Annotated in this window: 18 protein-coding genes; 6 read left to right on the top strand and 12 right to left on the bottom strand. The window is 72.8% G+C overall.

The window, feature by feature from the left end; translation table 11 throughout:
* Window positions 1-23 precede the first annotated feature (23 nt).
* The 5 genes from ACFC02_RS14290 to ACFC02_RS14310 all read right to left on the bottom strand — a co-directional run bounded on the left by ACFC02_RS14290 (window position 24) and on the right by ACFC02_RS14310 (window position 3,720).
* Complete coding sequence (locus tag ACFC02_RS14290; RefSeq protein WP_376356319.1) at window positions 24-875, bottom strand: methyltransferase domain-containing protein; 852 nt, start codon at window positions 873-875, stop codon at window positions 24-26.
* 243 nt (window positions 876-1,118) lie between these two features.
* On the bottom strand, window positions 1,119-2,306 hold the full coding sequence (locus tag ACFC02_RS14295) for a serine hydrolase domain-containing protein (RefSeq protein ID WP_376356321.1): 1,188 nt from the start codon (window positions 2,304-2,306) through the stop codon (window positions 1,119-1,121).
* 339 nt (window positions 2,307-2,645) lie between these two features.
* A complete protein-coding gene (locus ACFC02_RS14300; RefSeq protein WP_376356323.1) occupies window positions 2,646-2,930 on the bottom strand; it encodes an MGMT family protein in 285 nt (94 codons plus the stop codon).
* Window positions 2,931-2,938: 8 nt separating this feature from the next.
* Entirely contained in the window at window positions 2,939-3,478 is a 540-nt protein-coding gene (locus tag ACFC02_RS14305) for a DUF488 family protein (RefSeq protein ID WP_376356325.1), read from the bottom strand.
* Between the two features lie 32 nt (window positions 3,479-3,510).
* Window positions 3,511-3,720 carry a DUF2945 domain-containing protein gene (locus ACFC02_RS14310; protein WP_360977409.1) on the bottom strand — a complete coding sequence of 70 codons (210 nt, stop codon included), beginning with the start codon at window positions 3,718-3,720 and terminating at the stop codon, window positions 3,511-3,513.
* Between the two features lie 827 nt (window positions 3,721-4,547).
* On the opposite strand from ACFC02_RS14310, the gene ACFC02_RS14315 reads away from it, so the two are divergent.
* The 5 genes from ACFC02_RS14315 to ACFC02_RS14335 all read left to right on the top strand — a co-directional run bounded on the left by ACFC02_RS14315 (window position 4,548) and on the right by ACFC02_RS14335 (window position 10,553).
* Window positions 4,548-5,204, top strand: coding sequence for a hypothetical protein (locus tag ACFC02_RS14315; RefSeq protein ID WP_376356327.1), 657 nt, complete (start codon window positions 4,548-4,550; stop codon window positions 5,202-5,204).
* Window positions 5,205-5,561: 357 nt separating this feature from the next.
* Window positions 5,562-7,631, top strand: a complete 2,070-nt coding sequence (locus tag ACFC02_RS14320) for a flavin monoamine oxidase family protein (protein ID WP_376356329.1) — start codon at window positions 5,562-5,564, stop codon at window positions 7,629-7,631.
* On the top strand, window positions 7,628-9,472 hold the full coding sequence (locus ACFC02_RS14325; protein WP_376356331.1) for a thiamine pyrophosphate-binding protein: 1,845 nt from the start codon (window positions 7,628-7,630) through the stop codon (window positions 9,470-9,472). Before ACFC02_RS14320 ends, ACFC02_RS14325 begins: the two co-directional genes overlap by 4 nt.
* Window positions 9,473-9,618: 146 nt before the next feature.
* A complete protein-coding gene (locus ACFC02_RS14330) occupies window positions 9,619-10,128 on the top strand; it encodes an inclusion body family protein (protein ID WP_376356333.1) in 510 nt (169 codons plus the stop codon).
* Window positions 10,129-10,274: 146 nt separating this feature from the next.
* Complete coding sequence (locus ACFC02_RS14335; RefSeq protein WP_376356335.1) at window positions 10,275-10,553, top strand: hypothetical protein; 279 nt, start codon at window positions 10,275-10,277, stop codon at window positions 10,551-10,553.
* 140 nt (window positions 10,554-10,693) lie between these two features.
* Here the strand turns inward: ACFC02_RS14335 and ACFC02_RS14340 are convergent, their stop codons facing one another.
* On the bottom strand, window positions 10,694-11,656 hold the full coding sequence (locus ACFC02_RS14340) for a helix-turn-helix transcriptional regulator (RefSeq protein ID WP_376356337.1): 963 nt from the start codon (window positions 11,654-11,656) through the stop codon (window positions 10,694-10,696).
* A 90-nt stretch (window positions 11,657-11,746) separates the two neighbouring features.
* Here ACFC02_RS14340 and ACFC02_RS14345 point away from each other — a divergent pair, with 90 nt between their 5' ends.
* Window positions 11,747-12,643, top strand: a complete 897-nt coding sequence (locus tag ACFC02_RS14345; protein ID WP_376356339.1) for an NAD(P)H-binding protein — start codon at window positions 11,747-11,749, stop codon at window positions 12,641-12,643.
* A gap of 7 nt (window positions 12,644-12,650) precedes the next feature.
* Here ACFC02_RS14345 and ACFC02_RS14350 read toward each other — a convergent pair whose 3' ends face one another.
* From ACFC02_RS14350 to ACFC02_RS14375, 6 genes are all read right to left on the bottom strand, one after another.
* Window positions 12,651-14,561, bottom strand: a complete 1,911-nt coding sequence (locus tag ACFC02_RS14350) for a DUF2264 domain-containing protein (protein ID WP_376356341.1) — start codon at window positions 14,559-14,561, stop codon at window positions 12,651-12,653.
* Between the two features lie 126 nt (window positions 14,562-14,687).
* Window positions 14,688-17,084, bottom strand: coding sequence for a polysaccharide lyase 8 family protein (locus ACFC02_RS14355; protein ID WP_376356343.1), 2,397 nt, complete (start codon window positions 17,082-17,084; stop codon window positions 14,688-14,690).
* Between the two features lie 21 nt (window positions 17,085-17,105).
* Window positions 17,106-18,446 (bottom strand): M60 family metallopeptidase, encoded by a 1,341-nt coding sequence (locus ACFC02_RS14360; protein ID WP_376356345.1) that lies wholly within the window; start codon window positions 18,444-18,446, stop codon window positions 17,106-17,108.
* Between the two features lie 382 nt (window positions 18,447-18,828).
* Window positions 18,829-20,268 (bottom strand): M60 family metallopeptidase, encoded by a 1,440-nt coding sequence (locus ACFC02_RS14365; RefSeq protein WP_376356347.1) that lies wholly within the window; start codon window positions 20,266-20,268, stop codon window positions 18,829-18,831.
* Window positions 20,269-20,549: 281 nt separating this feature from the next.
* On the bottom strand, window positions 20,550-21,716 hold the full coding sequence (locus tag ACFC02_RS14370; RefSeq protein WP_376356427.1) for a LacI family DNA-binding transcriptional regulator: 1,167 nt from the start codon (window positions 21,714-21,716) through the stop codon (window positions 20,550-20,552).
* 71 nt (window positions 21,717-21,787) lie between these two features.
* A complete protein-coding gene (locus ACFC02_RS14375) occupies window positions 21,788-22,858 on the bottom strand; it encodes a hydroxyacid dehydrogenase (protein ID WP_376356349.1) in 1,071 nt (356 codons plus the stop codon).
* Window positions 22,859-22,972 lie beyond the last annotated feature (114 nt).

Here is a 22,972-nt window from a genome sequence, read left to right on the forward strand (position 1 = left end):
CGCCCCCGGGCCCCCGCCGACGGTCACCGGGGCCGGTAGGCGGTGGCCAGGACGGAGACGGTGACCTCCGCGGGCAGGGGACCGTCGTCGTTCAGGTCCGCGCGGCTCAGGTGGCGTGCGCTCGGTGTCATCGACACCAGATCCAGGGCCTCCCGCCCGGCAGGCAGAGCGGCGTACTCCACCTGCTCGGTGACGGTGGCCTCGAAGAAGGGGGACAGCGCCCGGTGCAGGCGGCGCTCCTTGACCGGATCGACCGCGATCATCGCGGGCACGCGTCCGCGCAGTTCGGCCAGGTGCCGCCCGGTGGGGCGCACCACGATCAACCGGCCGTCCGGGCGGAGCACCCGGCGGAACTCGGCAGGGTTGCGCGGGGCGAACACGTCCAGCACGACATCGGCGACCGCGTCGGCCAGCGGGAAGGGGCGGAAGACGTCCCAGGTCGCCGCGGCGGCCCGGTCGTGGGCGCGGGCCGCCGAGCGCAGCGCGTGCACCGACGTGTCCAGGCCCAGACCACGGGCGCCGGGCAGCCGGTCCAGTACGCCGGTCAGGTAGTACCCCGTGCCGCACCCGACGTCCACCACCGCGCCCCGCCCGGAGACGGCGCCGGCCGCCAGGCGGCCCACCACGTCGCGGACGGGCGCGTACGCGCCGGTGGACAGGAACCGGTCCCTCGCCCGGACCATGGCGGCGTCGTCGCCGCTGGTGGCGCGGGTTCCCGTCAGCAGGGAGGCGTAGCCGTGGCGGGCGACGTCGAAGGTGTGACCCGCCGGGCAGCGCAGCGCGCCGCGGTCGGGGCACAGGCGGCGGGTGCGGCACGTGGGACAGCGCAGCAGATCGAGGGAGAGCATGAGGGCAGGGGGAAAGGACACGGGCACGGGACACTCCTGGCAGGGGTGAAGGGAAGAAGGCCGTGCCTGCACGCGCGCCCGGAACGTCACTGTCGGTACGTCACTGCCTCAGGGAGGAACGGGCAGCGCCGGGAGGGTGGTTCACGCGGCAGGCACACCGAGGAGGGCGACGCCGTCCGGCATCGCCCTCAACGGCTTCCGATCACAGGAAGCAGCAGTGCGGAGTGCTCATGAATGCCACGCCGGGAGTCTACGGGCCCCGGCGGCCCCTCATGTCTTCCTGGCCGAGCACAGTGCGTGGTCGACGAGGGCGGTGACGTCCTGGATCTGGCGCATGGCGGTCTCCTCGTCGCCGGGCCGGCTGTGCAGGGAGACGGTGACGGCGGTACGCCCGTCCGCAGCCGTGGCGGGCCACACCAGGTAACCGAAGCCGTCGCCGCTGTGCCCCCAGTACCCGCCGCCGCAGGACAACGGCGTCCAGTCCAGGCCGAGCCCGTCGCGGGTGCCGGGGGGAGCACCGTGACCGGCGGGCACGTCGACCGTGCGGCGCATCTGCGCCCACTGGGCCGGTGCCAGAAGCCGGCCTCCCACCAACGCCTTGAAGAAGGTGTTCGTGTCCGCGGTCGTGCTGATCATCGAACCGTCGGCGTCGCCGTCGAAGGGCAGGTAGGCGACCGTGGTGTCGGTCAGCGCGCCGCCCGGCTCGAACTGCTGGTAGTCGTGAGCGTGCGGACCCGGCAGGAACGGCCGGTCGCCGGGTGCGAGCGTGTGCGCCAGCCGCAGCGGACGCAGGATCCTGGCCCGCACCTCGTGTTCCCAGGAACGGCCCGTGACCGCCTTGATCACCATGCCCAGGAGGACGTAGCCGGTGTTGGAGTACGCCCAGCCCGCGCCCGGCGCGAAGGACGGCGGGTGCCGCATCGCGAACGCGACGCGCTGCTCGGAGCTGTAGGTGGTCCAGCGGTGCTCGCGGTACCCGGCCGCGCTGAGGTCCGGGACGACGTCCTGGGTGTAGTCGGGCACCCCGCTCGTGTGCTGGAGCAGCTGGCGCAGGGTGATCCGGCGCCCGTCGTTGCCGTGGCCGCGCACCGAGCCCGGCAGCCAGGTGTCGACCGTGTCGTCCAGCGACAGCCGGCCTTCGCCCACGAGCTGGAGCACCACGGTCGCGACGAACGTCTTCGTGGTGCTGCCGATCCTGATGTAGCCGTTGCGGGGCACCGGCTGTCCGGTGCCGAGGTCACCGACGCCGCTGCGGGCGGTCCGCACTCCCCGGGGTGTCTCCAGCCGCACCGCGACGCCCGTGACACCGTCGTCGCGCAGCACGTCGGCATCATGTTGCAGCTGGGAGGAGCGAGCGGCCTCCGCGGCCCCGGCGGTGGCCGGGAGGAGCGCCGCGAGGAGGGCGGTGGCGAGGACGGCCGCGGTCCGGTGAGCGGCCCGGCTCTGTGTGATCGACATGAGCCCACGTTAGGAACGGTCCGTCCGGCGGACCATCCGGCCCGCCACAGGATCCACGGTGGGGTTCTCCACCGCCCGCGGCCGTCGAGGACCCCCGAAGCTCTCCGGCGGCGGACCGGTGGTCATCTCCGGCAGCCGGAGCACCGGCTAAGTGCCGGAAGCCGGTCACGACGGCCTGGCTCGGCTTCTCGCCGTGGATACCGGCGTCGGGGCGGTGGACGGCGTGCACCGTGGTGACCGGGTGGCCGACGTCTCCCCGCAGCGGGACCGGACTCGCACCGGACCCAGCGAGATGCCGAAGGTCCTCGGGGAGCAGGCTCACGCCCCGACAGCCAGGGGTCACGGCCCCCACCGGTGCTCCGCCCGGCACATGTCCACCCGCGCGCCGCGCATCGGCGTGCCCTCGTCCACGAGCAGTTCCCGCGCCCGGCCACCGTGGCAGGTGGCGGGGGTCCCGTCGGCCCGCACGACACGCCACCAGGGCACTCCTTCACCGAGCAGGCCCATGGCCCGCCCGACCTGCCGCGGTCCCGCGCCGACCCTGCGGCCGACGGAGCCGTAGGAGGCGACGGACCCGGCCGGGATGGAGAGGACCGCCTCACGGACGTCGTCGACGACGCTCATCCCCGGCCTCAGGCGGACCGGTCGGAGTCGGGCGGGTAGGTCAGACGCCCGTGGCGCACCCGCGCGAACTGGTTCAGGACGGCTGGCTTCGCGGTCGTGGGCGACATGATGTGCACCACCTCCGCGCCCGCGACGATCAGCGCGTCGCTGATCAGCCTGCGGTGGCAGCGCCAGGGCACCGCTTCGCTGCACATGATCGCCGGCCGTTCGTGCTCAGCCAGTTCGAGCAGTTCGTCCAGGCCCTGCGCGAACTCGTCGCTCGCCATGTAGTCGGCGTAGTCCCGGAAGGCCTTGACCCGCCAAGCGCCGTTCACACTCGGCACGCCCGCGGGTGTGTGCCGCCGGCCGCCCAGCTTCTGGATCCACCGGTACCCGATGCCGCCAGGCAGCGCGTCGACGATCGCCGACCGGTTCCACTGCGGGTACTTCCTCGACGAGGGGAACGAACGGACGTCGACCAGGCAGGTGACGTCGTTCTCGCGCAGCATCTCCAGCACTTCGTCGAAGTCACGGGTCGAATGCCCCACCGTACAGATGCGGTTAGCCACCCTTGCTCTCCGTCGCTCCCGCCACGCCGCACCTACAGTTTCGTCAGCGCACCACCCTTGTGCAGGGCGACGTGATCGGTTCTGTCGCTCCTGATCTCGTACTGCGGGTCGCTTTCCGTGCAGTGGTGCACGTACCCCTTCCACTCCACGTCGCGTGTGTGCTTCTCGATGACGACACCTTCGACGTGTCCGGCTTCGGAATTCCATCGGACGTGGTCACCGACGGCGAACTGCTGCGTCATCACCGCTCCTTCGGTTCAGGAGGTCGCGGACCGCACGTGGACGCTGCCGTCGGCGACCTCCGCATACGGCGCGCACACGGCCGCAGCGGCCGGTACGGCCGTCGGCGGTCCCACGCCGACCGGCCGGCGCGCGGAGGCGGCCCCGGCGCTGCGGGCGGTCACGTGCAGCACGGACGCCCTCGCCCACGCGCCGATGGGCGGGTCCGTGAGTACGGGGTACGAACGGGTGCCCCGGGCGGGTGCTCGGCGGCGCGTTCCCGACCGCCTCGGGACGCGTCACCCGCGCCACCCGGCCGGCCGCCGTACGGCATACCCCGTCGGGCGCGCTCGGACCCTCGACGCCCTTGATCAGTTGCTGCGCCTCTGATCAGCTTCCGCACCACGGTCGCTCCTCGCCGCCGATGGACATGACGAGTGGGTTCCCGGCTGCTACCACCTCATGCTCCCACGCGGCCGGAGGGGCGGCCAGGGGAGGCCGCCGGCGGGCACGGCCCGGGTGAAAGGGCGCTGCGCCGTCCGCATTTGTTCCGTGGTTGCGCCGTCCGGCACTTGTCCCGCGATCCGCGCGTCCGGCTCCTTCACCGGCTGCGTGAGATCGCGGCAGCGGCCTTCGCGGCTCGTCGGCGTGCCGGCCGGCCTCGGCCAGAGGTTCGTGGACCAGCGATCCAAAGGGTGCCTCGACGTAGGCGGCGCCCGCCCTCAGTACCCCGCGCTCCGGATCGCACGCATCCGTCACGAGCCACCGCGCTCTCCTCCGCACGGTAGTTTCGAAGGAGGACGCCGACGCCGTCGAAGAGGGGTCGACGAAGAGGAGACGGCGGAGACGAATGGACGCGGAGGCGGCCGATACCCGAGAGCTCCCGGCGCGGCTGCGGCACGTTCTCTGGGTGGGCGGCGGGAGTGGCGCGGGCAAGTCGACGATCGCGCGCCGGCTCGCCGACCGCCTCGGCTGGCACCTCTACGCGACCGATGACGTGATGCGGGATCACGCGGCGCGGACCAGCCCCGAGGAGGCGCCCTTTCTGCACGCGTTCATGGCCATGGACATGGACGAGCGCTGGGTGAACCGGTCTCCGGAAATCATGCTGGAGACCTTCCACTGGTTTCGGGGCGAGGGATTCCAACTGATTGTCGAGGACCTTCTGCGGCTGCCGCGGGAGCCGTGCGTCGTCGTCGAGGGATTCCGGCTTCTGCCGCATCTCGTCAAGCCCCTGCTCACCGTTCCCGAGCAGGCCGTCTGGCTTCTTCCCACGCCCGAATTCCGGCAGGCCGCGTTCCGCAGCCGTTCGGTACCGGGGGAGGGGTTCCTGTGGAGAACCGGCGATCCGGCGAAGGCCGGTCGCAACATCGCCGCACGCGACCACATGTTCACCCGGCGCCTCCAGGAGGAGACCGAGCGCCTGCGGCTGCGCGCCGTCCACGTCGACGCGGCGATGACGGAGGACGATCTCGAGGAACGGGTGACCATCGCGTTCCGTCTCTGACCCGGGGGCGGACGGAGCGCCGTGCACGCCGGCCGGTGGGGGATGTTGGCCGGATGCATATGCCAACGCCCGGGTTCGGGAGGGCGGGCACCGCAGCCGGCTGACGACATTTCTGCGGAGGTCATCGGTGCGGGCGCACGCGCACTCTCCGTGGGAGTACGGCATTCCGCCGGTGAATTGTTTCTTCGGCTGCCCCCGTCTCCCCACCCGCACCACCGGCACCCTCCGTATTGCTGCCACCTTCCTGTCGAATATCCGAACGAGTCGAAATCGCGTCACTCAGCCCTGTCGGCAGTTTCCAGACTTTTCCGCCCGGGGAAACACGAAACCCTTTCTGCATATCTACGATCACAGGCTATGACCGACACTCCACGGGACAACTCCGCTACCCGTGCCCGCTGGCAGACCTGTCTCAGGCTCGCCCGTGAACTCCTCCTCGTCGGACCCGACGGCAGCGACCTCAAGCTCGAATACCTGCACACCCTGATAGACACGGGCCGCCTCGGGCCCACCCGGCACCCGCGCAAGAAGATCCTCGTCATCGGCGCCGGCATCACCGGACTCGTCGCCGGCCGGCTGCTCAAGGACGCCGGGCACGACGTCACCGTCCTGGAGGCGAACGCCAACCGTGTCGGCGGACGCATCAAGACCTTCCGCACCACCAAGCACCACCAGCCCTTCGCCGACCCCGCCCAGTACGCCGAGGCCGGGGCCATGCGGCTGCCCGACTTCCATCCGCTCGTCCTCGCCCTCGTCGACAAACTCGGGCTCGGACGGCGCCAGTTCTACAACGTGGACGTCGACCCCCACACGGGCAGCGGCCCGGACGTGCCCGTCCCGCCGGTGACGTACACCTCCTTCACCGGCCGGACGTGGACGTACGGCGACGACAGCCCGGACTTCCGCGAACCCGACAAGCGCGGCAACTCCTGGATCCGCGCCAACCGCGTCCAGGTGCGGCGCGCGGAGTACGCCGCAGGTCCCGAGCGGATGAACGAGGGCTTCCACCTCACCGACGACGAGGTCCGCGCCCCCGTCGTGCGGATGGTGGACGACGCGCTGGAGAGCGTGCGCGACTACTACTCCGACGTCGTCGACGGCCGGCGTGTCAACAAGCCGTTCGACGAGTGGGTCGACGGCTGGGCGCGGGTGATCCGCGACTTCGACGGCTGCTCGATGGGCTCCTTCCTGCGTGACCGCGCCGGGCTCAGCGACGAGGCCGTCGAGGCCGTGGGAACCCTGGAGAACATGTCCTCGCGGCTCCACCTCTCCTTCTTCCACAGCTTCCTGAGCCGCAGCGACATCAACCCCGCCGTCCGCTACTGGGAGATACCGGGCGGCAGCTGGCGCCTGCCCCACGCCCTCTACCAGGGGCTGCGCGACGAGGTGCGGCTCGGCCAGCGCGTGATCCGCCTGGAGTACCACGACCCCAGCCGCGACACCGACCCCGAGGGCACCGGGGCGGTCGGGCCCGACGGGTGGGGCGTGGCCGTGCAGACCCTCGACGAGAGCGATCCGAAGGAACTGCCCCGGCTGTGGACGGCGGACCTGGCCGTCGTCACCATCCCGTTCTCCGCCCTGCGCTTCGTGGAGATCGTCCCCTCGATGTCGTACAAGAAGCGCCGCGCCGTCATCGAGACCCACTACGACCAGGCCACCAAGGTGCTGCTCGAATTCAGCCACCGCTGGTGGGAGTTCACCGAGGCCGACTGGCGCGACGCGCTGGACGGCATCGCGCCCGGCCTGTACGAGTACTACCGGCGGGGAAACGAGCCGGACACCGGGTCCGCGGCCGTGCCCACGCTGCCCGCGCCGGAGGCCGGGCTGCTCGGCGCCGCGGTCAAGGACAGCCTCGTCACCGAGGAGATGCGGCAGATCGACGGCAGCCTGCCCCTGCGCGGCCCCGCCGTCCGGCCCGCCACCCACTGCTTCGGCGGGGGTTCCGCGACCGACAACCCCAACCGGTTCACGTACTACCCCTCGCACCCGGTCGCGGACGGCACCGGCGGCGGCGTGGTCCTCGCCTCGTACTCCTGGTCCGACGACGCCGCACGCTGGGACTCCATGCCGAAGGCGGAACGCTATCTCTACGCCCTGCGCAACCTCCAGGCCCTGCACGGCCGGCGCGTCGAGGTGTTCTTCACCGGCCGGGGCGCCACCCAGAGCTGGGCCCGCGACCCCTACGCCTTCGGCGAGGCCGCCATCTACACCGCGCACCAGATGACCAGCTTCCACCTCGACGTCCTACGCCCCGAGGGCCCGGTGCACTTCGCGGGCGAGCACACGTCTCTCAAACACGCCTGGATCGAGGGCGCCCTGGAAAGCGCCGTCCGTGCCGCCCTCGCCGTCCACCAGGCCCCGCCGGTCACCGCGCCGGGCCCGGAGCGGGCGGACTCGGGCACGGACCGGGAGCCGGAGGCCTCATGAACGACACCATTCCCACCTGCACGGTGGCCCGGTACCTCGCCCTGCGGCTGGCGGAGCTGGGCATCACCCACCTGTTCGGCGTACCCGGCAACCACCTGGGGCCGTTCCTCACCACCCTGCGGGCCGAAGGCGCCGTCGAATGGGTCGGCACGCCGACCGAGGGCGGCGCGGGACAGGCCGCCGACGCCTACGCCCGTATCCACGGCGTGGGCGCGGCGGCGGTGACGTACAGCGTGGGCGCGTTCAACCTGCTCAACTCCTGCGGCGGCGCGTACGTCGAGCAGGTCCCCCTCATCGCCGTCAACGCCTGCCCGCCCTACGAGCAGTGGCAGAACTTCCGCGCCGTCGGCCTGCTCACCTCGCACATGAGCCCGCGTGCCGAGAGCAACCTGGACGTCTACCGGCAGGTCACCGTGGACGCCCAGGTCATCTCACACCCGGGCCTGGCGCCCGCCCAGATCGACACCGCGCTCACCGCCTGCCTCTCCGAGCGCAGGCCGGTCTACCTGGAGGTCATGGAGGACCTCTGGGACGAGCCCTGCCCCGAGCCGGCGCAGCCGATCGTCCGCCGCGAACGGCCCCTCGGCGCGCGCGGCCGGGACATGCTGGAGGACGCCGTGCAGGCGATCCTCACCCTGATCCAGGAGCACCCCGGCCCGGACGGCAGGCCCCGCCCGATCGTGTGGGCCGGTGAGGAGACCGACCGGTACCGGCTCGGCGGGGAACTCGTCGAACTGGTGGAGGCCACCGGCGTTCCGTTCTGCACGACCGTAGGCGCCAAGGCCGTCGTGGACGGGGAACTGCCGCAGTTCCACGGCGTCTACAACGGCCACGCCAGCCACCCGGACGTGCGCGCGGTCTTCAAGGACTGGGCCACCTGCCGGATCGGCCTCGGTGCCTGGTCCACGTCGAAGAACCTCGGCGGCGAGCAGTGCGTGGGCACCGACTGGGTGATGGCGGCGCACGGCGGTGTCAGCGTCGGCACCTCCTACTTCCCCGACGTCCAGCTCGTCCACCTGCTGCCCGCCCTCCGGGACGCACTGGTGAAGGCCTACGGCACCGGAGGCCTGTACGCCGACTACTACGCCGAGTCCTACAGCTACCAGGGAGCACGGGAGGACCGCCCCGCGGGGCTGGCGCAGCACCGAGCCTCGCTGAGCGTGAGCGGCCCGCGATCCCCGCGGGCCGAACAGCTCACGTACGACGACCTGTTCGACCGGATCAACCACTTCCTGGGCCAGGAGACCCAGGAGAACTGGACGGTCGTCTCCGACGCCGCGTTCTCCCTCATCGGCTCGATGAACCTGTCCCTGCCCGCCGGCGGCTTCCTGTCCCAGATCAGCTGGCTCTCCATCGGCTGGTCGGTCGGCGCGGCCACCGGCGCCGCACTCGCCCCCGAACGCGAGGGTGCCCGCCCGATGGTGTTCGTCGGCGACGGCTCCTTCCAGGAGACCTGCCAGGAGATCTCCACCCACACCCGCCTCGGGCTGCGCTCGGTGGTGTTCGTCCTGGACAACGGGCACTTCTACGGCATCGAGCAGATGCTGGTGCACCCGGAGTACTACAGCGGACCGGACCCAGCCGCGCCCGACCCCGGCGAACCCGACTTCTACAACGTCCTGCACCCCTGGCACTACGACCGTCTCGCGGCCGTCTTCGCCGGCGAGGACACCCCGGCGAGCGGCCTCACCATCGCCCGCCCCGCGGAGCTGGACGAGCTGCTGGCCCGCCTCGCCGACCCGCACGACCCGGTCAACGCCGGACCCCTCCTGGTCCGCGTCCGCCTGGACCGGCACGACTACCCGAGGGCCATGGCCTACAAGGTGCCCAGACCCTCGTAGCCGAACTCCGACTCCCGGGGACTCCGAAATCCGACTCCCGGGGACTGCGACTCCCGGGAGCCCCGACTCCCACGACCCTCGACCTCAGAAAACCGCGACTCGCAGGCACCTCGACCCCAGACGCCTTCACTCCCGAGGGGAAAGACATGGCTGATCTGAACGTCCTGATCGCGTTCGACGCCGCCACCATCGTCGAGCAGAACCCCAACGCCTCGCGCAATCCCGACGCACCGACCTACGTCGACCAGAGCCTGATCTACATGACGACGCGGCACGACCACATCGTCGGCACATCGGGCGCCGAGCTGAACCTGCGGGCGGAGCCCGGGGACACCATCCGGTGGCGGGAGACGACCCTGTCCCTGGGCAGCGACTACAAGGCGCTGCTGTACCGGTACGTGAGCAACGACCGCGACCACACGCTCATCAGGACGCCGGAGATCGAGGTGATCGACGGCGTCTACCCGCTGCCGAAGGAGGGGAGCGAGGGCAGCCCCGACTTCGTCACGCAGAAGTACGAGGACCACTACTGGCGCACAACGGTGAAGAGCGTCGGCCAGGTCGTCTACCACTTCTACTTCCAGATACTCGACCACCACCGGCAGTTGAAGGGGTACTTCCAGTGGGACCCCTTCATCACCATCCAGGACTCCTGACGGCCCGGCCGTGACGGGCGGCGGCGTCCACCCGCCGCCGCCCCGCCCGCCGCCGGACCGATCACGATCATCCGGCATACGGCGCAAACCGGATGATCTTGATCGGTCCGGTTTGCGCCGTATACCGGATTGACTGCTACGGCAACATGTCGACCTTGTGGCGGCACCCGGCGGCCCTGCCCGTCGCCCTGATCGCCGCCGTATCCGCCCCCGCCCCCGCCCGCCAGTCCTCCGCCGGCACGGACTCCGCGCAGCGGGACGCCAAGAACGCACCCTCGGCCGCGCCGCCCGCCGCCGACTACCACCCCACGCCCTACGACCGGATCAAGGACGGCGGCACGTACACCACGGTCGGCGCCTTCGACGACGTGGGCGCGACCATCTTCCACAACCCGCTCCCGGAAACGGTGGGCTGGGAGAAGTGACGCCCTCCTCTGAACGCCTGAACGCCTGAACGCCTGAACGCCCCTGAGCGCCCCTGAGCGTCACTGATCGCCCCTGCGATTCGCCGGAGCCGATCACCCCCTGTGCTCGCGACCGTCCCGCAAGTCCTGCGCGGCCGACGTCAGGCCCGTGCCGGGGGCGGAGCGGCTGCGGCGGCCCGCGCGACCAGGCCCTGGGTGGCGCGCGCCAGTTCCCCGGGGCCCTCCACGCGGTAGGGCAGGCCCACCGCGGCGAGGGCGCCCGCCAGCCAGTCCCAGTCCTCCGCACCGGTGAGATACCGGCAGCGGTCGGGTCCGGTCGGCTCCAGCGTGCCCGCCCGCGCGGTCAGCCGCCGCGCGACGGCCCCGGCCGGCGCCAGGAACAGCACCGCGCCCCGCGGCTCGCCGGGGCGGGGGAACGGCCCGGCGGACGCCTCGGGAACCGGGCGCGGCGGGAACGTCGCGCCCGGCACCCGCAGGCCCGCGATCCGGTCCACCCGGAAGGTGCGCCAGTTGGCGCGGTCCTCGTCCCACGCCAGCAGGTACCAGCGGTGCTCCAGAAGCAACAGGCGGTGCGGCTCCCCACGGCGCTCACCGGCGCCGCCGTCCCGGGCGGTGTAGCGGAACCGCACGCGGGAGCGCACATACGTGGCCGTGGCCAGCCGCTCCAAGGTGTCGAAACCGCCCGGGCCGCCCGCCCGGCCCGGCCCGGGCGGCACCTGCGTGGCCGCCGCCAGCGCCGCGATCCGGCCCCGCAGCCGCACGGGCAGCGCTTCCTCCAGCTTGCGCAGCGCGGTGTCCGCCGGACCGGGCCCGGCCGCCGCGCCGTAGGCCGCGGCGGCATGCCGCAGCCCCACCGCCGTGGCCACCGCCTCCTCCTCGGACAGGAGCAGGGGCGGCACGCCCTGCCCGGCGGGCAGCCGGTAACTTCCGCCGGTGCCGCGCGCCGACTGCACCCGGTAACCCAGGTCCCGAAGCCGCTCCACGTCCCTGCGCAACGTGCGCGGCGAGACACCGAGCCGTGCCGCGAGGTCCGCCCCGCTGCGCGGCACCCCGGCAGCCAGCAACGACAACAACTCCAGCATCCGGCCGCTCGGGTGACTCATGTGCCCAGCCTCGCACCCTTGCGGTCAGGTTCCGGCCGCAAGGGCCGTTACGGTACGGCGCACCCAGGAACACGACAGCGAGGAGTTCGCATGACCGTCGTCGTCACCACCCCCACCGGCCACGTCGGCTCGCGGGTCGTGAGGCTGCTGCTCCAGGCAGGGGCCCGCCCCCGCCTCCTGCTGCGCGACCCCTCCCGGCTGGAGCCGGACATCCGGGAACGGGTGGACGCGCGCCGCGGCGACCTCACCGACGCCGCATTCGTCCGCGACGCCATGGCGGGCGCCACCGCGGCCTTCCTCGTGGACCCGACACCGCACACCGTCGAGGACCCGGTGGGCACCTCGCGACGCACCGGGGCCGGCCTGGCAGCGGCCGTGCGGGAAGGCGGTGTGCGCCGCGTGGTGTTCCTCAGCAGCGTCGGCGCGGAGATGCGGCACGGCGCCGGCCACATCGACGGGCTCGCCGCCGTCGAGGAACAACTCGACACCACCGGCGCCGACGTGCTGCACCTGCGCTGCGGCTACTTCTTCACCAACCTGCTCCCCGCCCTCGACGACCTGAGCGCCGGCCGGCTGACCACCACCGACGACCCCGAGCGGACGCTGCCCTGGGTCGACCCGCGCGACATCGGCGACATCGCCGCCGCCCGTCTGCTGAACGACACCTGGGACGGCCGCACCGTCCAGGGCGTCCACGGCCCCGAGGACCTCTCGTGGCGGCGCGTCGCGGAGATCCTCACGACAGCGCTCGACCGCGACATCCGGCTGCGGCCGGTCTGCGACGACGACGCCCGCCGCACGCTGGCCGCGGCCGGCCTGCCGCCCGGCGCGGTCGACGGCATCGTGGACATGACCGCGGGCACCCGCACGCTGACGCCCGAGCAGCGGCGGGAGCCGGACACCACCACACCCACCACCCTGGCCGCCTGGTCCCACACCCACCTGCGCCCGCTGCTCGCCACCCACCGGGCCGCGCACCAGTCTTGACGCTCTCTCAGGCCGTCACCGCCTCGCCGTCCGGGAAGGTGACCGTCATCCGCCCGTCCTCCTCACGCGTACACGTGATCGACTCGCGCAGGGCCCGAGGGTGCACGACGTCGCGGGTCAGCACCACCAAGGTCACGTGGACACTCTCCCCGCCCGGGTGGCGCACGGCTCGCAGGTACGGTGTCGCCGAGTGGGGACCGAAGGCGTTCGCCTCGACCTCGCGCGCGACGCCCGCCTCCTCGTCCCAGCCGTACAGCGCGGCCACGGCGCTGGTCAGCCCCGACTCCGTGCGGGCCAGCGCCCAGCCGGGGCCCTGTGCCACCTGCGGACGCATCTCGTCCGCGATCGCGTACCCGCCCTCGCGCACCGTCACGCCCTCGGGAGCCCGCACCCGGTGCACGCGCAGTTCCCACGGACCGTGCAGCACACTCGTCGACTCGATCGGGAACTCCTCCGCCGAGCACGTCAGTTGAACGGCCTGCCGGGACGAGGCGCGGCGTCCCTCGCAGGTGAGGGGATGGATGCGGCGGCGCCGCGTCGGGGTGCCGTCGGCGGCGAGCAGCGCGATGTGGTTGTCGACCGTGCGGGACCAGGCGTGCGGGGCGGACTCCGGTGCGGTGGCCGTGGAGTAGGCGAACTTGGCGTAGTGCGGATCGTCGTTGCCCGGGCCGTCCGGCGAGTTGTGGTCGCTGCCGTGGTTGACCAGGCGGACGACTCCGTCGTGCGGGGTGCCGTGCAGGAGCCAGCCGGGCGCGGGCAGCGCCGTGTACTGCGCGGAACGCTCCACGGGGAGCGGCAGTTCACGGTCCGTCCAGACCGGGTGGTCGGCGGGCAGCAGCAGGCCGAGGAACCCCTTGCTCGCCCAGTACGGCGACGCGGGCCCCGAGTACGCCTGCGTCGCGGGCAGGAACGTGCCGTACCAGCCCAGCGGCAGCAGCCCCCGTTCGTCCGGCACCCCGCGCTCGGCGAAGTGCCGGGCCGCGCCGGAGGCCAGGCGCCGGGTCAGGCCCGGGGCGAGCGGGGTGCACTCGGCGAGCGCGCCCAGCCAGACCGGCGCCGTCGCCGCGATGCGGTACGTGAGTGACCGGCCCTGGTGCACGGGCGCGCCGTCCGCACCGAAGAACTGCGGGTAGGTGGTCAGGAACTGGGACAGCCGCTCCCGGTAGACGGCGCCGCGCCCGCCGTCCCCGTCCGGCCCTGCCATGCGGGACCACAGCAGCGGGTACAGGTGCATGGCCCAGCCGATGTAGTAGTCGAAGTTGCGGCCGTCGCCGTCCGTGTACCAGCCGTCGCCGACGTACCAGTCCTCGATCCGGTCGAGCCCGGCGTCGATGTCGCCCTGGCTGTACGGCGCGCCCACCGAGGCGAGGAACTGCTCCGACACCACCTGGAACAGGCGCCAGTTGTTGTCCCAGGTCCGGGCGCCGACGAACCCGGAGAACCAGTCGACGACCCGTTCCTGCACCCGGGAGTCGAGCCGGTCCCAGATCCAGGGGCGGGTCTCGTGCAGGGCGAGCGCGATCGAGGCGGCCTCCACCATCTGCTGGGAGCAGTCGGTGAGCGCGGGCCAGGCCTCGCCACTGTCACGGTCCGTGCCCGTTGTCAGACCCTGCGTGTACCTTTCGATGAGGTGGGAGACGGCCGTGGAGTCGGCCCCCTCGCCGCCGTCGCCGCCCGCGCCCGCGATCCGGAAGGAGGCCAGCAGGAATGTCCGAGCGAATCCTTCGAGGCCGTCCGAGACGACCCCGGACCAGCTGCTCCGGCCCGGCAGCCGGTACTGCGCGAATCCCTCGGTGGCGTACGGCAGCAGGGCCGCCAGCTGCCGGTCGGCCAGGGCCTCCCAGTGCGCCCTGGTCCAGCCGGTCAGGGGCGAGCGGACGCGGTCGGTGGGCGGGAGGGGGAAGTGCGGCGCGGGCATGGTGGTTCGCTGGCTCCTTCGTCGGACGGCGTGCGATACGGGTGGTCGGGGGTGGCGGGCAGGCGCCTGTCCGACCGGTCCCGCCGGCCTGGGCCTCGTTGGCCGGCGGGACCGGTCGGACCGCTCTCACCGAAGGCGGGCGGTGTGCGTATGGCCCCGCGAGCCGCCCACCTGGACGGTGAGCGCGGGGTGGCGGCCCGGCACGACGGACACGGTGTCGTCGGCGCCGACCACCTCGCGCACGGGGAAGGGGAGCCGGACGGTCAGGGTCGTCGTCGTACGGCCCGGATCCGCCACCGCCACCGTCATGCCCTCGTCGCGGCGGCACACCAGGACCGTACCGGGGCCGTCGGCGCTGAGTCCGTCGACCGAGCCCGCCGCCCAGAAGTGTGCCGCGAGCAGGCCGTGACGGGGAGCGGCGACGGCCTGGACGGTGGCGTCGTTGACCAGTACGCGCGCCGGGCGGGAGCGGGACCAGGCCAGGGTCGCGGCGGCGGTCGCGCGCGGCAGCAGGACGTAGGAGCAGGACGCGGAGACGGGGGAGGGGCCGTGGTCGAACCAGAGGGTGGCGTAGCGGCGGGTGACCGGGGTGGTGCTGCCGCCGGTGTCCGCGCCGGTGTTCAGGGCGCCCCACGTGCCGGTGCGTTCCTCGCGCAGGGCGCGCAGCGGCCCGCCGGAGGGGAAGACGTACCCGCCCGTGCCCTCCAGGTGGGCCCAGCGGGCGCCGTCCAGTGCGGCCGACCACCCCTGCCGTCCGGGCTGGAGGTGTCCGTCGACGACGAGCCGGGGCGCCCCCCCGGCGTGCAGGTTCCGGTTCTCCACGACCGTCTCGACGGTCCTGCCGTCGCTCGCCGTGATCCCGGCGCCGAGGGCGACGACCGCGTTGTCCAGGAAGAACCACGCCTTCTTGGCCCGCAGCGTCGAGCCGTCCGCGATCAGCTCCATCGCGGCGGCACCGTAGCGGCCATCGAGCACGGCCCCGCCCGCGATCGCGTTCCGGGGGCGGAACGTGCCGGTTCCGCCGCCGGTCCCGAGATCGGTCCGGGCGCGGGTGTCCACCGTCGTGCCCGGCAGCCGGTACGGGTCGACGGTGGGCCAGAAGGCGTCACCGAAGGCGTCCGGGTCGTCGCCGTCGTACAGGTACGTCATGCCGTCGCCGGTGTACCAGCCGTGCAGGTTCTCGCCGTTGCCCGCCTCGTAGGCGGCGATGCGCCGCGACGACAGCGACAGCGCGCACGCCCACGACGGGCGCCGGTGCACCACGCGGTCCATGTCGGCGAAGACGAAGTGGCCGCCGAGGCGGTCCGCGGGCCGCACGGCCGGATCGTCGAGGAGGGCCTTCGCGCGGGCCAGGTCCGGGATCCCGACGAGCGTCCTGTACGGCGTCCTGGTGTTGCGCAAGATCCAGCCCTTGGCCGCGGCGCGCCAGCGCTCCGCGTACCCTCGCGGTGCGCCGTCGGCGAGTTGGAGGATGTGCGCGACCGCGGCAGCCCCGTCGACGTGGTCCCGCGCGCGCTCGCGGGAGATCGCACGGCCGCGCACGGCGTCCATCATCAGCCCGTCGAACAGGAAGGGCTCGAAGCTCCGCTCGACGGCCTCGTACAGCACCTGGACCGACGGGTCGGTGACGGCCCACTCGGAACCGGCGAGCAGCGCGATCAACTGGCCGGCGCCGCCGAGCAGGACACTGCCGTACGTGCCCGTGTACGCGACGTCGGAGTGCTGCACGAAGGAGCCGTCCCGGTAGAAGCCGTCACCCGAGGTGACGTACTGGAACAGGCTGTTCCTGCCGTTGTCCCGGACGTCGGACAGGCCGTCGCGAGCCAGGACGAGCGCGGCGGGGTCGCCTGCGAGAAGCCCGCGCAGGGCGACGATGACGGCCTTGTCGGCGCGGTTGGCGCCCGTCTCGGCGAGGGAGGGGGAGTTGGTGCGGCGATCCGCGTCGGGGACGAACGCGGCGACCGTCCGCACGTAGGCGTCACGGTCCTGCGCGGGCAGCTCCGCGCGCAGCAGTACGCAGATGTCCATCAGGGCGCGCGGTGCCCCGATCTCCCAGAACCACCAGTTGCCGGTCTCGCGACGGGAGGCGTTGTAGCCGGTGGTGTGCAGGAAGCGGAGCGCGTCGAGGATCCCGTCGCGCACCGCGGCCTGCCCGGTGAGCGAGGTGCCGGGCGTGGCCCACGCGGTCGCGACCGTGCGCAGGCGCGGGTAACTCTGGCCGAACATGCCGGGGTCGGAGGCCGGGGACAGGTCCGCCCACAGTGCCGTGCGGCCCGCTGAGGTGTCGATCCGCCGCCACCAGTCACCGGCCTGGGTGTCCAGGGCGGCGAGCGCGGCGGCGAAGTCCGGGTCCGCGGGGTCGAAGGAGCCGCCGGTCAGCTGCCGCGCGGCACGGTCGAGCAGGGGCTCGTACGGGTCGTCGCCGGACGTGGTGGCGGCGCTCGCACCGCCCGCGCGGGCGACGAGGGTGGCGGCGGCGCCCGCCGAGGCGAGCGCGAGGGTCTGGCGTCTGCTCAGGTCCATGGCGGGTCTCTTCCTGCGGGATCAGTCGGTCAGTGCGGCCGGGTCGGTCGACGGTTCGGGAAGACGGAGCGCGGCCAGTTCGGCCCGGCCCTCGGCGTCGATGGGGAACGCCCAGGTGGTGACGAAGAAGTCGGTGAGGTCGCGCCCGGCGACACGGCTGGCGTACGTGGCGAGCGCCCGGTAGCGCTTGGCCGTCTCGGTGTAGTCCGACTGCGGGTTCTCCTCGCGCACCAGCTTGTGCAGCCTGGGCCAGAAGTCCGCGCCGAAGGCCAGCTCCAGCTGGCGCAGCGGCACCAGCTTCTCGTACGCCCCGAAGGACTTCTCGTACGCCAGCCCCGCCGTGCCGAACTTGGCCCGCGCGGACTGGAAGTAGTTCAGGCCAGTCTTCGGGTCGACGGTGAGGAGGTTGGAGGGCCGGCCGAGGGCGCGCTGCACGGCCAGCGAGTAGATGTTCACCGTGACCTCGGTGAGCCCCGACGGCTTGTACGCGAACTGCTGGTGCAGATGGCCGAGTTCGTGGTACAGACCCCAGCCGCGGGTGCGCAGACCCTCCACCGTGGTGGCCCGGTCGAGATAGGCGCGCGGGAACCCGTTGTAACCGTGCGTCGCGTACGCGCCGACGCCGGACGGCACCACCGACACCTCGGTGAAGTGGTAGCCGCCGGCCTTGGGCCGGTGCACCGGCTGCGAACCGTCCAGGCCGCTGACGTCGGACTCGGCGTCGATGATCTGCTCCACGAGGCCGAGCAGCGCCGCGTGGTCCTCGTCCCGGTACAGCAGCGCCCCGTCGCGGGTGAGCGTCACGATCGAGCGCGGCCCGTGCAGCTCGACGACCGGGACATCGGTGTACGCGTCCAACTGGTGCTGATATGCGGCCTCGACGGTGCGCCCGAGCGTGAAGACGGGCATGGGCACGGAGCCGCTCCTGAGCCGGACCGCGGCGCGTTGCCCGCTGCCTTCGAGGGTGAAGTAGAGGGGTCCGCCATGCGGGTCGGTCACGGTGTTCGCGCCGGGTTTGAGCGGGTAGCCGCGCGGTTCGGTGACGGTTCCGTAGTAGTCCCACTGCCCGACCCACAGGGTCGGCACCACGCCGTCGTAGGGCAGTACCTCGCAGCGCAGGGCGGTGGCCGGCGGGACGTAGCGGCCGGTCGTCTGGAACTCGCAGGCGCGCAGGGCCTGGCCGAGGCGGAGCCGCTCCGCCTCGGCGGAGGGACGGGCGACCAGCGGCACGGTGAGGTCGCCCGCGCCCTGAGCGGTGCTCGCGGCGTGGGCGGTGCCGGCGCCGAGGCCGCCGACGGCGAGCGCGGCGCCCGTGGCCGCGGCGAGGACGGAGCGGCGGGACGGGGATGCGGGGGTGCGCATGTGTGTCGTCTCCTTGGGGCGATCCGTACGTGGACTGGGGCGGGGGAGGTACGACTTGAACGAACGAACGGACGGACGAACGGGTGAGGGGAGCGGCCGAGGACGGGTGCGGTCGGGGCGGAGGGCCGTGCCGAGGGTGCGGGCGGTGACGGCCACGCGCCGACGGCGCGGACAGGGACGCCGCGCGTGCCGAGGATGGGTGCGGTGCCGGTCGAGGGGCGCGGACGGCGACGGCCGGGGCGCGGGTCTCACCCGGCCGTCACCGTGTCGTCGGCCAAGGTGCCGCCCCGCACGGTCGAAGCGCCCGGAAGACCGGCTGTCCGCACCTTCCACGGCCGCCGTCCGTGGCCGTCCGGCGGCCTGGCGGGCGGGCGGCACGCCGTCAGTCCGAGAGCGTGCTCGGGTCCGTGTCCGGCTTCGGGAGGTTCAGCGCGGCGATCTCGGCGATGCCCCGCGCGTCGATCGGCATGGCCCACTTGCCGACGAGGAAGTCCGTCAGATCGCGGCCGGCCGTGCGTGAGGCGTAGGTGGCGAGGGCGCGGTACTGGCGGGCTTCGACCGCGGGCGGGTGGTCGTAGTCCTCCACCGGCGCGTCGTGCTGGTGCTCCGTGCGGACCAGCCGGTGCAGCCGGGGCCAGAAGTCGTCGCCGAAGGCGAGCTCCAACTGGCGGAGCGGGACCAACTGCTCGTAGGCGCCGAGATCGTCGACGTAGGAGAGGCCGGGGGTGCCGAGCTTCGCTCGGGCGGACTGGAACCAGTCGAGGCCCGTCTTCGGGTCGACCGTCAGGAGGTTCGAGGGCCGGCCCAGGGTGCGCTGGGCCGCCAGCGAGTAGATGTTCACGGTGACCTCGGTGAGGCTGCCGGCCTGGTAGGCGGCCTGCTGGTTGAGGTGTCCCAGCTCGTGGTACAGGCCCCAGCCGCGGGTGGTGAGACCGCTGACGGTGCACAGGCGGTCCATGTAGGCGCGGGGGAAGCCGTTGAAGCCGTGCCAGGCGTACGCGCCGACGCCCTTCGGGACGACGCTGACCTCGTTGAAGTGGTAGCGGCCCGCCTTGGGCCGGTCCAGGGGCCGGCCGCCGTCGAGGCCGCTGATGCGGTCGTGCGAGCCGATGACGGTGTCGAACAGCGACATCAGCGCGGTGTGGTCCTCGTCGCGGTACAGCAGCGCGCCCTCGCGGGTGAGCGTCAGGATGGCCCGCTCCGTGAGGAGTTCGACCCAGGGGACGCCGGTGGCGGTGTCGAGCCGCCGCTGGAACTCGGCCTCGCTCGTGCGGCCCAGTTCGAAGACCGCCATCCGTTCGACTCCGGAGACGAAGGTGACGGCGGCACGCTGCCCGTGCCCGGCGAAACTCAGGTACACCGGGCCGCCGTAGCTGTCCACGACCTCGTTCAGACCCGGGCGGAGCCGGAACGCCCGGGGCGCCTTCAGGTCGGTGTTCGTGTTGTAGTCGTCGAAGGTGCCGATGTGCAGCACCGGGAGCACCCCGTGGGCCGACCGCACCCGGAGGGCGACGGTCGCGCCGGGCGCCGCGTACCGTCCGGTGGGGATGAAGTCGCCGGCCCGCAGCGACCGGTCGAGCCGCAGCCGTTCCGTCTCGGCGTCCGGAAAGGCCTTGACGAGCAGTGTGTCGCCGCCCGCCGCGCCGTGTGACGAGGGGGAGGCGCTCGACGCGGGGGAGGAGACCGCGGCGGGGGAGGCGGCCGCGCTCCCGGCACCGAGGGTCACGGCCGCACCGGCACCCGCCAGTGCGGCGAGCACGGCGCGGCGGCCGGGGGAGGACGGCTCGGCGGGAACATGGAGAGGCTTGTGGGCAGGGCGCATCCAGGAACTCCCATGAGGACGGACGACGTCGAGGCGATGGGCGGGACGAGCGGGTGGAGCTGCGCGCCAGCATGTAAGCGTTTGCTATCCGGCCGCAAGGGGGTACGCCGAGTTTCTGTTCGTTACTATGCGAACCAGGGTCCTTGCGAGCAGAATCGAGCACGTCAGGAGCCTGTATCCAGGAGCGCAGGGAGCTCAGGGAGCGCAGGAGTGCAGAGGCCCAGGAACCCGAGGACCCGAGGAACCGAGGGCGGAGGAATCAAAGGCGAGGGCGCGTGACGTCAGCCCCGGCGCGGTCTCCCGTGCACGGCGACCGTTCCCCGTGGCGCCGCCACCGATTCCCGTACGACGATGTGCGTGCCCAGACGCAGCGTCCCGGTCGTGGGGGCGCGCCAGTCGTCCTCGTCGCCGCCGTTGAGCGCCACCCGGACCGCCTGTCGGCCCATCTCCTCCAGCGGGATCCGGACGGTGGTCAGCCGCGGCCGCAGCTCCTGGGCCACCGGGATGTCGTCGTAGCCGACCAGCGACACGTCCTGCGGGATGCGCACCCCGGCCTCCTCCATGGCCTGCGCCGCGCCGGCCGCCACGATGTCGTTCGCGGCGAACACGGCGGTGAACCCCGCACCGTCGCGCAGCAGTTCGGCCATGCGCCGGTAACCGAAGGCGCGACTGAAGGCGCCCGGCTGTTCCAGCTGCGGATCCCGCCCGATGCCGCGCAGCTCGAGCGCGCGCCGGTGTCCGGCGAGCCGGTCCCGTGCCGTGGAGAGGCCGGGCGGCCCGCCCAGGTAGAGGATCCGCTCATGGCCCTGCGTGATCAGGTGGTCGGTGATCGCGAAGGCGCCGCCCTCGTTGTCGTACTCCACCCCGACCGTCGGGACGCCCGCACCGAGCGAGGGACGTCCGCACAGCACCAGCTTCGAACCGCCCGCGTCCAGTTCGCGGGCCCTGCGCGCCAGTTCGGCCTTGTAGGCGCGGTCCTCGACGCTGCCGCCGACCAGCACCACGGCGTCCGCGCGCCGCTCGTGCATCAGCTCGATGAAGGCGAGCTCCCGCTGCGGGTCGCCCTGGGTGCAGCACACCAGGCAGAGCCGGTCGCCGTCGGTGGCCTCGCGTTCGACGCCGCGCGCGATGTACGCGTAGAAGGGGTCGATCAGTTCACCGACGATGATGCCGACGGTGCGGCCGGAGGCGCCGGCCAGCGCCCGCGCATGGGCGTTGACCACATAGCCCAGCTCCCGCATGGCTGCCTCGACGCGCTCGCGCGTGGCGGCGGCGACCGGGTAGTTGCGGTTCATGACCCGCGAGACGGTCGCCGTGGACACCCCGGCCCGTCGCGCGACGTCGACGACGGTCGCGCGGCGCTGCCCGCTCCGCTCCCCCTGCCCTTCGCCCTGACCCCCGCCGTCCGGTCCGGGTGCCGTGGAACTCTGCCGGGACATCCGGCCCACCCCCTGATGGTCGTACTGGTCTGCCTGTGCTCGGCCCGCCCCAGAGACTATGGCGTGCGGCGCGGCTCCGCTCACGCGATCCGCTCCAGGTCCTCGAGGAGCACGGCGTGGGCCAGCGGCAGCCCGCGCGCGTACCGGGCCAGCTCGTCGACGGCGAGCGCGCCGAGCCTGCCCACCTCGTTGCCCTGGGCGCCCGCCAGGTGCGGGGTGATGAAGACGTTGGGCAGGTCCCACAGCGGGTGCCCGGCGGGCAGCGGTTCGGGGTCCGTGACGTCGAGCACGGCGTCGATCCGGCCGCTCAGCAGGTGTTCCGTGAGGGCGGCGGTGTCCACCAGCGGACCACGCGCGGTGTTCACGAGGAGTGCGCCCGGGCGCATCAGGCCGAGCCTGCGGGCGTCGAGCAGGTGCCGGGTGCGAGGGGTGTCCGGCGCGTGCAGGGTCACCACGTCGCTGGTCGCCACCAGGGTGTCCAGGTCGGTGCGGGTGGCGCCGAGCAGCTCCGCCTCGGCGTCGCCGATGTACGGGTCGTACAGGAGAACCTCGGCGTCGAGGGTGCGCAGCAGCTCCGTGACGCGGCGGCCGATACGGGAGGCGCCGACCACGCCGACGGTGATGCCGCGGGTGCCGAGCCAGTGGTGCCGGTCCAGGTCGGCGTCGGTGCGGTGGGTGCGCCGCTCGCGGAAGAGACGGGCGAGCGGGAAGGCCCGCTTGGCACCCAGGATGATCGCGGCGAGCGTGAACTCGGCGACCGGCACGGCGTTGGCCGCCGCCGCCGAGGAGACCGCGATGCCGCGCCCGTAGGCCTCCCGGCTCAGGAACGTCTTGACGGTGCCGGCCGCGTGGATCACCGCGCGCAGCCGGGGCGCCCGGTCGAGCGCGGCCCTGTCGACCGGCGGGCAGCCCCAGCCGGTGAGCAGGACCTCGCACTCGGCGAGGGCTGCGAGCGCCGAAGGGCTGGTGAACTCCTCCACGACACGCGGAGGCCGGATGTCCGCGGTCTCCTCCAGCCGCGCCCGTACGAGTGGCGGGAAGACGTCGTCCACGACGGAGGGGTCCATCGCGAGAACCGTGCGGGGCCGCCGCGGGGGCGGTGTGGCGTCGGCGGCCGTGGCCTCGACCGGCGCCTCGTCAGTGGTACGCACCCTGCCTCCGGACAGTAAACGTGTTCTATGGCGGTACCGAACGCTAGGGAGCACGTCGCTCCACCGTCAAGGTCAGGAAGAAAATGAGGCAGGGGAGTTGTCCTGATTCGGCCC

This window comes from Streptomyces sp. NPDC056160 (assembly GCF_042268205.1).
GTDB lineage: Bacteria > Actinomycetota > Actinomycetes > Streptomycetales > Streptomycetaceae > Streptomyces.